The sequence below is a fragment of the Geomonas sp. genome, assembly GCF_056994735.1.
Genome location: NZ_JBXKJL010000454.1, coordinates 1 through 10,043, shown reverse-complemented (window position 1 = coordinate 10,043; position 10,043 = coordinate 1). Strand labels below are relative to the sequence as shown.

The window sequence follows — 10,043 nt, the reverse complement described above, 5'->3', positions numbered from 1 at the left end:
ACGGTGTGGTATGTTACGAACGAAATGCTGACGAACCAGGTAGGGTCGAACTAGCACGTGAAACCAGGGGAGGTACCCGATGTTCCAAACACTGAAATCGGACATCAAGGCAGTCTTTGACAGAGATCCGGCAGCAAGAAGTACGCTCGAAGTGATCTTCTGTTACCCTGGCCTGCACGCGGTGTGGTTTCACAGGGTCTCGCACTGGTTCTGGAAGAAGGAACTGTGGTTCCTCGGCCGCTTGACCTCCCACTTCGGACGCTTCTGCACCGGCATCGAGATTCACCCCGGCGCCACCATTGGCAAAGGGTTCTTCATCGACCACGGCATGGGCGTCGTCATCGGGGAAACCGCCGAGATCGGCAACAACGTCACCCTTTACCACGGCGTGACCCTGGGCGGTGTCAGCTGGGAAAAGGTCAAGCGCCACCCTACCCTGAAGGACAACGTCGTCATCGGCTCCGGCGCCAAGATCCTCGGCCCCTTCACCGTTGGGAAAGACAGCAAGGTCGGCTCCAACTCCGTCGTCGTCAAGGAAGTTCCCGCGAACTCCACCGTCGTGGGCATCCCCGGGCGCGTCGTGATGGCAACCGAAAAGCCGCAGGAGCGGATGGACCTGGAGCACGGCAAGATGCCGGACCCTGAAGCCAAAGCCATTTCCTGCCTCTTCGACCAGATCAGGGAGCTGGAGCGGAAGTACACCGTCCTGGCGAAAGAGCACGAACTTCTCAAAAAGAAGGTAGAGGCCGGCATCGCCAGCTGAAGCCCAGCCCAAGCCTGAAGCTCTACCACTGAGGAACACAGAGGAAAGGCAAAGCTGTCGCATCACTACTGAAACCGTTCGTGCTGAGCCTGTCGAAGCACGCAAATAGCTAAACAACATAAACCCCTCCATCCGAGGGCGAGATTGGGGGACCCTCTCCGACAGGAGGGGGTCTCCTTTTATCCAATACAGGACTCACCACCGAAAACCATGACCAAACGAATCGCCATCACTACCCTCGGTTGCAAAATCAACCAGTTCGAATCAGCAGCCATGACGGAGGCCCTGGAGCAGGAAGGCTACCGCATGGTCCCCTTCTCAGAACCCGCCGACATCTACGTGGTCAACAGCTGTACAGTCACCGCCAAGACCGATGCGGAATCGAGACGGCTGATCAGACGCGCCTCACGCCTGAACCCGGAGGCCCGCGTGGTCGTCACCGGCTGCTACGCACAGATGGCGGCCGAGGACCTGCTGAAGCTGCCGGGGGTGAACCTGATCCTCGGCAATAGCGAGAAGCGTGATATCGTGGGATTCCTGAGAGATATCGACGATCAGCCCAAGGCGGTGGTTTCGGACATTTCGCAAAAGAAATCGGGTGAGGGAACGTCCCTGGAGAGTTTCGCCGAGCATACCCGGGCCTTTCTCCAGGTTCAAAACGGCTGTGATTCCCGCTGCGCCTACTGCATAGTCCCCTTCGCCCGCGGCGCCAGCCGCAGCGTACCGCCTGATGAGGCTCTGGAGGGGATCTCTTCCTTCGTTGCTCAAGGGTTCAAGGAGATCGTGCTGACAGGGATACACCTGGGTGCCTATGGCCTCGACCTCGCGCAGCCGACCGATCTGCTCGGGCTCCTTGCCCGGGTCGAGGATGGCGCCCTGGTGCAGCGACTGAGGGTGGGATCCGTGGAGCCGACCGAGGTGTCGCAGGAGATGGTGGATTTCCTTGCCACATCCAAGATCGTCTGCCCTCATCTGCACCTCCCGCTGCAAAGCGGCTCCGACAGCGTCCTCTCCCGCATGAACCGCGGCTACACCACCGGACTCTATCGCAACGTGGTCGAGGCACTGGTCAAGGCCGTGCCGGAGATCTGCATCGGCGCCGACGTGATAGCCGGTTTCCCCGGGGAAACAGACGAGGAATTCACCGAGGCCTACCGCTTCATCGACTCGCTCCCCCTAGCCTACCTGCACGTCTTCCCCTTCTCCGTCCGTCCTGGCACCGCGGCGGCGGAGATGAAGCCCCAGCTCCACTCCCGGGTGATCAAGGAGCGAGCTGAGGCTCTGCGGCTTCTCTCCCTGAGGAAACTCAGTGCCTATGCCGCCGGCTTCGTCGGCCGCGAACTGCAGGTTCTGGTGCAAAGGGACGCTGAAGGAAGGAAAGGGCTTTCCAGGAATTACCTGCCGGTGCTGATCGAGGGGAATGAGAGCCTGGTCAACAGCGAGGTGACGGTGATGATCACCGCCTCTAGGGGTGGGGAGTTGGTTGGAAGGTTAAGCGAGCAGCCCCGCACTAAAGAGTGAAGGTGAAGGTAGCGCCCTTGCCCGGCTCGGCTTCGGCCCGGACCTTTCCGCCATGGCGGCTGATGATCCTCTTTACAATTGCGAGCCCTACCCCCAGCCCCGGGAACTCCTGCTGGCTGTGCAGCCTCTGGAACGGGGCGAAGAGTTTCTCCGCATAGTTCGCGTCGAACCCCGCGCCGTTGTCCCTCACCGCAAAGGCGGCATGGCCGTCCCAATCGGTGATGAGGAACTCGACCACCGGATCCTTCGTCTGCGCCGTGAATTTCCAGGCGTTGCCAAGCAGGTGCTCCAGCACGATCCTGAGCATCCGGGGATCGCCCCGCACCACCGCCCCTTCAGCCACCTGGAGCTTCACCTCCCGCTCCGGTTCCTTACGAGCCAGTTCCGCTCCGATCTCCTTCACCATGGCACTGAGGTCGACACTGTCTTTGCTAAGCTTGCCGCGTCCCAGGCGTGACAGCTCAAGCAGGGCGTCTATCATCTCCAGCATGCGCCGACATGATTTCTGCAAGCGGTCAAGATACTGCCTTCCGGTCGCATCGAGCTTCTCCGAGTACTCGTCGAAAAGGGCCTGGCTGAAGCCGTCAACGTGCCTGAGCGGTGCGCGCAGGTCGTGTGAAACGGAATAGCTGAACATCTCCAGTTCTCTGTTGGCGGTATCGAGTTGCGCCGTCCGATCTACTACCCTCTTCTCAAGCTCCTCATTGAGACGCGTCAGGCTTTCGTTGGCCTCCGTCAGATCCCTCACCTTCTCCTCGAGCTTGGACGCCACCACCTGGCTGTAGTTGCGAAGGAAATCCTCCTCCTTCAGGGCCTGTGACGAAGCGCTCCCCTCCCCGGCCGCGTGCGCAGCCAGGATGCGGCCCACCTCCTCCCAGAGATCATCCGGGCTCTTCGGCTTTTCCAGGAAGGCCTGCGCACCCATGGAGAGCGCCAGTTCCGCTTCGTTGCTGCCGGTATATACGGCCGAATAGAAGATGAAGGGGATTGAGTTGAGCTCGGTGAGTTTCTTCAGCTCGCGGAGGAACTGGAAGCCATCCATGGCGGGCATGAGGCAATCGGAGATGATCAGGTCAGGTTTTTCCTCAGCAGCCAGCTCCAGGCCCTGATGTCCGTTGGAAGCTTCGATGACGTCGCAGCCGTGCCACTCGAAGTTGTAGCGGATGACCTTGCGGTCGCTTCGGGAATCATCAACGATAAGGACCTTCATCGTTACCCCCTGAGCCTTTGGCGCAGTTCCGGAATGGATGCTCATTATCGTGCACGCTCTCGCCAGCACCTCCTGCAGCAACCATCCCGCCCAGCCTCCCGCTTTACTGATTCGGGAATCGAGGCATCAGGTGGTAAGCCCCGCGGAACCCCCTCGGCAAAACTTTCCACGATTGCCGAAAAGCCGCGGATCATAAGCAAATATCTTCAAGATGATACCAATGAAGGCCGGATTTGCAACACGCACTCAGAGTAGAGCCAGGTAGCCGATTCCTTCATTGGAAGCACCCTTTCGACTTCGGTTCTAATTATAGCCTTTTTGATAGCCGACCGTGAAGGGGGTCAACTTCACCCGTGCCTACCCCGCCCCCACCCCCTTCCCCCTGGGCCAGGGAGGTGTGCGTGGGAAAAACGAAGGTTGCTGGTATAATGGCCTGATGCCGTGTAAACCTACGGCTTCGAACCCCGGCCCGCTACCGCTGACACCAAGTGGCCCAAGTCAAGGCGCTGAACAAGAGGAGGTTGTCATGGAGAAAAGCAGGACCTACACCACGGCTTTTGGGATCCCTGTCGGCGATGATCAGAACAGCCTCACGGCAGGCGAACGCGGACCGGTATTGATGCAGGATGTTCATCTTCTTGAGAAGTTGGCTCACTTCGACAGGGAGCGCATTCCGGAGCGGGTAGTCCATGCCAAGGGGGCGGGCGCCCATGGATATTTCGAAGTCACCGCGGATGTGACCAGATTCACCAAGGCCGCCTTTCTTTCGGCAGTCGGCAAGAGAACCGACGCCTTTGTGCGGTTTTCCACCGTCGGAGGCGAGCGAGGCTCTGCTGACTCCGCCCGCGACCCGCGCGGTTTCGCCCTGAAGCTCTATACCGAAGAAGGAAACTATGATCTGGTCGGCAACAACACTCCCGTGTTCTTTATCCGTGACCCGCTCAAGTTTCCCGATTTCATCCATACCCAGAAACGGCACCCGGCAACCAACCTGCCCGATCCCGACATGTTCTGGGATTTCCTCTCCCTTACGCCAGAGTCCATTCACCAGGTCACCATCCTCTTCTCCGACCGAGGCACCCCCGCCGATTATCGCCACATGAACGGTTACAGCAGCCATACCTACAAGTGGTATAACGCCAAGGGGGAGTTCTTTTGGGTGCAGTACCATCTGAAAACCGACCAGGGGATCCAAAACCTGACCCGGCAGGATGCGGCGCGGCTTGCTGGCGAGGACCCCAATCACGCCACCCGTGATCTCTACCAGGCCATCGAACGTGGGGAAAATCCCTCCTGGACCCTGGAGATGCAAATTCTCACGCAGGAGCAGGCCAGGAATTTCCCATGGGACCTCTTCGACATCACCAAGGTCTGGCCCCACAGCGAGGCCCCTCCCATAAAGGTCGGCAAACTGGTGCTTGACCGCAATCCACTGAACTATTTCGCCGAGGTGGAGCAGGCCGCATTCAGTCCCGGCAACGTGGTGCCCGGCATAGCAGTGTCACCGGACAAGATGCTCCAGTCCAGGGTATTTTCCTATCACGACACCCATATTCACCGCCTGGGACCCAATTACCACCTCATCCCGGTCAACTCGCCCAGAAACGCCATGGAAAACAGCTATCAGCGCGACGGCTTTATGCGGGTCGATGCTAATGGAGGCGCGGGCCCCAACTACTGGCCCAACAGCTTCGGCGGACCGGAACCAGATGCCAGCGCCGGCGAGCCCCCCTTCGAACTAACCGGCCAGGCGGGGCGCCATTCTTTTCGTCATCCCAATGACGACTTCGTGCAGTCCGGCAACCTCTACCGTAACGTCATGAGCGACCTGGATCGGGACCACCTCATCGGCAACATCGTGGATCATCTCGGTAAGGTGCAGAAACGGATCCAGTTCCGGCAGACGGCACTCTTTTACAAGGCCGATCCGGATTATGGCCGCCGCGTGGCGGAGGGGCTTAGGATTGACCTGAGGGAGGTCGAGGCGCTGGCGCAGATGTCCCAGGATGAGCGAGCAAGGGTTACCAGAGGATAGAAAGGTGGCCATGGACGCGCACGGCCTGATCTAGCTAAAAAGCGGACGGTGAAAAAGTAAGGGCCGCACCACAACGCTGATTTCCAGCGTCGGGTGCGGCCCTTTCCTCCTCCACACCACCTCTTTATTTTCAGACCTGGGCGGCTTACCTCCAAGCGGCGCGTAGCCGAAACGAGTTATTTAGCCGGCAGCCTCCTCAACCATTCGGCATCCGTTGCCGTAATGAAGCCCGCTTCAGGCGCGAGCTTCGGCACAGCCGTGGGGGCGGAGACGTTGGTCATCGTATTGACCGGTGTGAGAGTGTCGCCATTCAACTCGAAAACGGTCCACAGTGTTCCGATGCCGCTGGGAACGTTGTAGGTCGCAATGATACTGGAGCCACGGTAGACTATCACTTTAGCGCCAGAATCTGCCAACGCAGTACTGCTTGTAGACTCCTTGTTGGAAAAATCGTGTACCGAGAACCTGTAGAGTCCACTTGATTGGCTGTAGATGGTCGTAGTCTCGGGGCCGTAACTTGTAGTGTCATCGAGATCAAGGTTGGCGACCAGAGTACTGCCGGAAGAGAAAGTTTTGCTGTCATAGTAGGTATGGAACCTCCCGCCATTCGGGTCAGGACCGGTCAGGTGTGAATCAAGGTCAGACGGGGACTGCCCCCAGGAAAGCACTATGCGTGTCTCTCCTGCCTGGAGTATCGGAGTAAGAGAATAGTTCTGGTTTGCGGTGGTCACCCCTCCGATGGAAGTTATCGTGAAGAACGCGGTCGCGTATCCCTGCCCTGAAACTTCAGCGGTGTAATTGCCCGCAGGCAGCGCGGAGAAGGAGAACGCGCCGCCTGACGAGGTCGTACCTGAGACTACCGTGCCTCCGGCAGTCACATTGATCCCCGCCCTCAGTGCGATTGACAGCCCCGAAATGCCTTGACCGGTGAATGCATCTACTATGGTACCATCGACATTGCCTGGGCCAGAATGGTTGGTGTCTATTAGTAAGACGGCTGCGAGAAAGTTATTGATAGATGGCGTGACCGTAACATTTCTGTAGTCATTTGGGATATAACCTGTCTTGGTGAACCTTATGTCATAGCCTGTTCCGGCACCAGTAACCGACAGCGAAAGTTCACCGGCGGAATTGGTTGTGCCGGTTGCCACGGTCGTCCCCTGACTGGCGACATTGACCGCCACCCCGGAAAGCTCCGCTGCGGTAAGGGCATCCTTCACCGAGACCACCAGAACACCCGTTGTAGGGGGATTCGTTGTAGGGGGATTCGTTGTAGGAGGATCCGTTGTAGAGGGAACACCCGTTGTAGAGGCGGGTTGGCCAGAACCGCTGCTGCCGCCAGAACCGCTGCAGGCAGTTACCAGGAGAACCATTGACAGCCCGAACAGCATTGTCCAAAACCTTCGGAACCCGCTCTTCATTTCACTACCTCCTTGAGGCCGCTTGCAACGTTATCATCAGATAGATTAACAATTCCCAATCTATCTCTTAAATGACGCAAGTCAAGATTCGCTAGTGACAATAAAAAGTAGCCAAGTCAATAGGACGCCAGAGTTTGAAGCACTGAAGTGACCAGCTTTCATGGCAGCACAGAGACGCCGGTTACCCCGCCCCCCCCCCGCACAGTCACAGGTAACACAGAGTGCTCACTTTCTGTCGTTGAGCCAGGAGGATTCAGGCTCATTCTTAAGTTCATTGAGTTTGGGGAAGCTAAGGAAAGCAAGTCAGGTGTTTCACGTAAACGACTTCTTAGGGGTAGGGGACGTGGGTGTGAGAACTTTATTACCTAAGGACTGCAGGGACGACGGCTTTGAACGGCCTGGATAAAAAAACTCCGAGAAGCCATGGCATGGGTTCTCGGAGCCTTACAAGCAGTTGGTGATGGCCAAGGTGATGATTATACCTGAAGCTGGCTCAACAGGTCGGCAGTGCGGTTGACGTCGGACATGTCTCTGAACTCGCGGTAGGCGTCGACGCCGTCGGGGTCGAGGCCGCGGTAGTAACGGGGACGTCTTCCCTTGAGACCGGCCAATAATTTGCCGGTGGCGTAGTCGGTGCTTTGTGCGTCGCGGGCGGCAAAGTGGAGCTCCAGCACGATGCTGAAGCCGAGTTGGAACAACCGCTTCAAAGACTCTCCCAATAGCAGCGAGGCCGCCTTCTGCCCGTCGTTTCCAACGAGCTTTTCGAGTGCGATGTTGAGATAGCCGGTGACTCTGTCGACTATGCCACCCATCGCTTCTGGATCCTTGATGGCGGTCCCCTCTGCAACCAACGCGCTGTTGATCAGATAGTTCAGCTCCTGCAACAGCGTCTGGGAATCGGCCACGGCCAGTGCCCTGAAGAATAGGGTCTCCTCACGCGGGACGATGGGGACCAATTCGCCCCCCTCTCCTGCCAGGGAGAGCTGCTTGTCTCCGTAGACCTCGAAGTTCGCCGGGTTCACCCTGCCATAGATGGAGAGCGCCTCCTCGAGCGGCGGGAAACCGAGGTCCTCCAACCGGCCGGCCCTGAACCGCTGGCACTGCTCCTCCAACTCGAGATCTACGTCTCCCTTTATCCCTTCCATCAGTGCGACATAGAGCGGGTTATCCAGTTTGACGAGCATCGACAGGAAGGTCCCGATCAACTGGCTGTGCTTGGGGTTCTTGAAGGTCAGCATGAAGACGCCGTCGAAGGTGTGGTCGTAATCTGCCAGCCTTTCCTCATCGTTGGACTGGTCACCGATGCCGCCCCCAACGATCAACTCGCGGCCCAGCAAGAGCTGCAGGAACTCGAAATCGAGGTGTTTGAGAAGCTCATGAACCCTCGGTTCGCCGCCTTCCACGAAATAGGTCAGCCAGTGAACGGCCTTGTCGTGGGAGAAGTTCCACCCTTCCCAAAGCTCCATGTCCAGGATGAAGACGCACTGCTCCGGGGAAGCGAGCTCCAGCAACTCAACGGCGTCGGTTTCGCCGATTTCCTTCATGAGCCAGAAGAACTCCTGCGGCTCCATGGAGGCCGTAAGCCTCCTGGCATCAGGATCGGTCACGATAAGGTCCATCTGCTCCTTGGCCGACCTGGTCTTGAGGTAATTGCGCTTTTCATCAAAGGAAAGGGCGTTGAACACCTTTTCCGAAAGTATCACCGATGCGTTTTTCTTTTCGACTATCGACACTTCAATAACTCCTGTCTGCTGTGTCCTCGCAAGCACACGCCGTCCTGATAGGGTAATAGTGAAACGGAGACTCGCGGCAGGGATGCCGCTCCTACAAGGGAATGGAGGCTGCGAGGATGACTATTGGTCAGTTTTCTTTTTTGCCAGCGCCTTCTTGTACCCACAGGTGCGATGAAGCCATTTCAGATTCTTCACCAGTTCCGGCGTCAGCTGTACACATTCGGGGTTGATCTTGAACCGTTTCTTGTAGATCTTGCAGCGCCTGCTGGAAATATCGAGATACCGGCAGGGTGTCGAGGTGAAGAGAATTCTCCCGTCTTCGTCCTCTATCTTTTCGAAGCAGCAGAGGCCGCACTGCTCGCACAGCCCCTCCCACTCTTCCCGCTCAAATTGGAGATCCGGCATCGATTATTACCTCACTGGCCGCCGCCGAGCGGCACCTCAACGGTTCCGTTCTTGCCGGAGAACCTCACCTTGTCCTCAAATATCCGCTCGACCTTGTAGCCGTCTACTGTCGCGCCATGCTGGACCATCCGTCCGTTGACGATGGCCGCGCTGGACTCGCTGTCGTTTTGCCAGGCTATCCCCGTTACCCGTACCTCCGATTTCTTCTCCAGGGGGACCGGCGGGGGGGCAACCGTCTTGGCAACCTGTTTGACCGGAGCAGCCTGCAATGGTGCGGCCGGGACCGGTGCGGGGCGCGCGGCGGCGGGACGCACCACAGGGGGAGGCGGGATCACCTGGGCTGTCCTGGACGGAACTGCGGCAACGCCCTTCTTGGCCGAAGCTGTGGTCGCTATTTTTGCGTTGGCTGCGGCAACCTTTTTGGCGGCAACTGCGGCAGCCTTTTTGGCTTGAGCTGTCGTCACTTTCTTAGTCTTGGCGGCTGCGACTTTCTTATTCTGAGCAGCAGCGTTGCCGGCGTGGGTCTTCTTCGGCGGAGCTGCAGCGACTTTGGTGGCAGCAGTTGTAGGGACTCCTTTGGCCGGACCGGCAGAAGCTGCAGGCGCCGAAAGGGCCGATTTTTCAGCAGCAGAAGGCGTTGAGGTTGCCGGGGACGCCGCAGCCTTCACAGTCACCGGGGCTGTTACAGCAACAGCAGCGGGACGCACTGACAAGACGGCGACGTTCTGCTCCGCGGGTTTCTGGTGACCATTACTGAAGCCGCCCATCGCGGCATAGGTGATAAGAGTCGCGATCGCCGCGCCCCCCAGCACTCCCGCAGGAAGGACCCAGGCGGGCCGACGCTGTTTGGACTTCACGAGGCCGCTGGGCCCACCACTGCGCTTGGCGGCCTGCGATTCCTCAACCTTTTCAAGGGCTTTTAGTATGGAACTCATAATGGTCCTTCTGTCGCGGA

General features: G+C 58.3%; 8 protein-coding genes. 3 read left to right on the top strand and 5 right to left on the bottom strand.

What is annotated here, in order from left to right; genetic code table 11:
* Positions 1-79 precede the first annotated feature (79 nt).
* Both cysE and mtaB read left to right on the top strand, forming a co-directional pair.
* Positions 80-763: a serine O-acetyltransferase gene (gene cysE, locus AC11W3_RS19485; RefSeq protein WP_484089634.1), complete on the top strand. Its 684-nt coding sequence runs from the start codon at positions 80-82 to the stop codon at positions 761-763.
* A gap of 210 nt (positions 764-973) precedes the next feature.
* On the top strand, positions 974-2,284 hold the full coding sequence (gene mtaB / locus AC11W3_RS19480) for a tRNA (N(6)-L-threonylcarbamoyladenosine(37)-C(2))-methylthiotransferase MtaB (protein ID WP_484089633.1): 1,311 nt from the start codon (positions 974-976) through the stop codon (positions 2,282-2,284).
* Here mtaB and AC11W3_RS19475 read toward each other — a convergent pair.
* On the bottom strand, positions 2,274-3,494 hold the full coding sequence (locus tag AC11W3_RS19475; protein ID WP_484089632.1) for an ATP-binding protein: 1,221 nt from the start codon (positions 3,492-3,494) through the stop codon (positions 2,274-2,276). The genes mtaB and AC11W3_RS19475 overlap by 11 nt on opposite strands.
* 526 nt (positions 3,495-4,020) lie before the next feature.
* Here AC11W3_RS19475 and AC11W3_RS19470 point away from each other — a divergent pair.
* A complete protein-coding gene (locus tag AC11W3_RS19470) occupies positions 4,021-5,529 on the top strand; it encodes a catalase (protein ID WP_484093597.1) in 1,509 nt (502 codons plus the stop codon).
* A 176-nt stretch (positions 5,530-5,705) separates the two neighbouring features.
* Here AC11W3_RS19470 and AC11W3_RS19465 read toward each other — a convergent pair whose 3' ends face one another.
* The 4 genes from AC11W3_RS19465 to AC11W3_RS19450 all read right to left on the bottom strand — a co-directional run.
* Positions 5,706-6,950 carry a carboxypeptidase regulatory-like domain-containing protein gene (locus tag AC11W3_RS19465; protein WP_484089630.1) on the bottom strand — a complete coding sequence of 415 codons (1,245 nt, stop codon included), beginning with the start codon at positions 6,948-6,950 and terminating at the stop codon, positions 5,706-5,708.
* Positions 6,951-7,426: 476 nt separating this feature from the next.
* Complete coding sequence (locus AC11W3_RS19460) at positions 7,427-8,683, bottom strand: DUF6178 family protein (RefSeq protein ID WP_484089629.1); 1,257 nt, start codon at positions 8,681-8,683, stop codon at positions 7,427-7,429.
* Between the two features lie 120 nt (positions 8,684-8,803).
* On the bottom strand, positions 8,804-9,088 hold the full coding sequence (locus AC11W3_RS19455; protein ID WP_484089628.1) for a YcgN family cysteine cluster protein: 285 nt from the start codon (positions 9,086-9,088) through the stop codon (positions 8,804-8,806).
* Positions 9,089-9,099: 11 nt separating this feature from the next.
* A partial coding sequence (locus AC11W3_RS19450; protein ID WP_484093596.1) for a hypothetical protein occupies positions 9,100-10,043 on the bottom strand: 944 nt, incomplete at its 5' end.

Excerpts from the sequence above, each read along its gene's own strand:
- AC11W3_RS19455 (WP_484089628.1), bottom strand. The coding sequence starts at position 9,088 with ATGCCGGATCTCCAATTTGAGCGGGAAGAGTGGGAGGGGCTGTGCGAG.
- cysE (WP_484089634.1), top strand. The coding sequence starts at position 80 with ATGTTCCAAACACTGAAATCGGACATCAAGGCAGTCTTTGACAGAGAT.
- AC11W3_RS19465 (WP_484089630.1), bottom strand. The coding sequence starts at position 6,950 with ATGAAGAGCGGGTTCCGAAGGTTTTGGACAATGCTGTTCGGGCTGTCA.
- AC11W3_RS19475 (WP_484089632.1), bottom strand. The coding sequence starts at position 3,494 with ATGAAGGTCCTTATCGTTGATGATTCCCGAAGCGACCGCAAGGTCATC.
- mtaB (WP_484089633.1), top strand. The coding sequence starts at position 974 with ATGACCAAACGAATCGCCATCACTACCCTCGGTTGCAAAATCAACCAG.
- AC11W3_RS19470 (WP_484093597.1), top strand. The coding sequence starts at position 4,021 with ATGGAGAAAAGCAGGACCTACACCACGGCTTTTGGGATCCCTGTCGGC.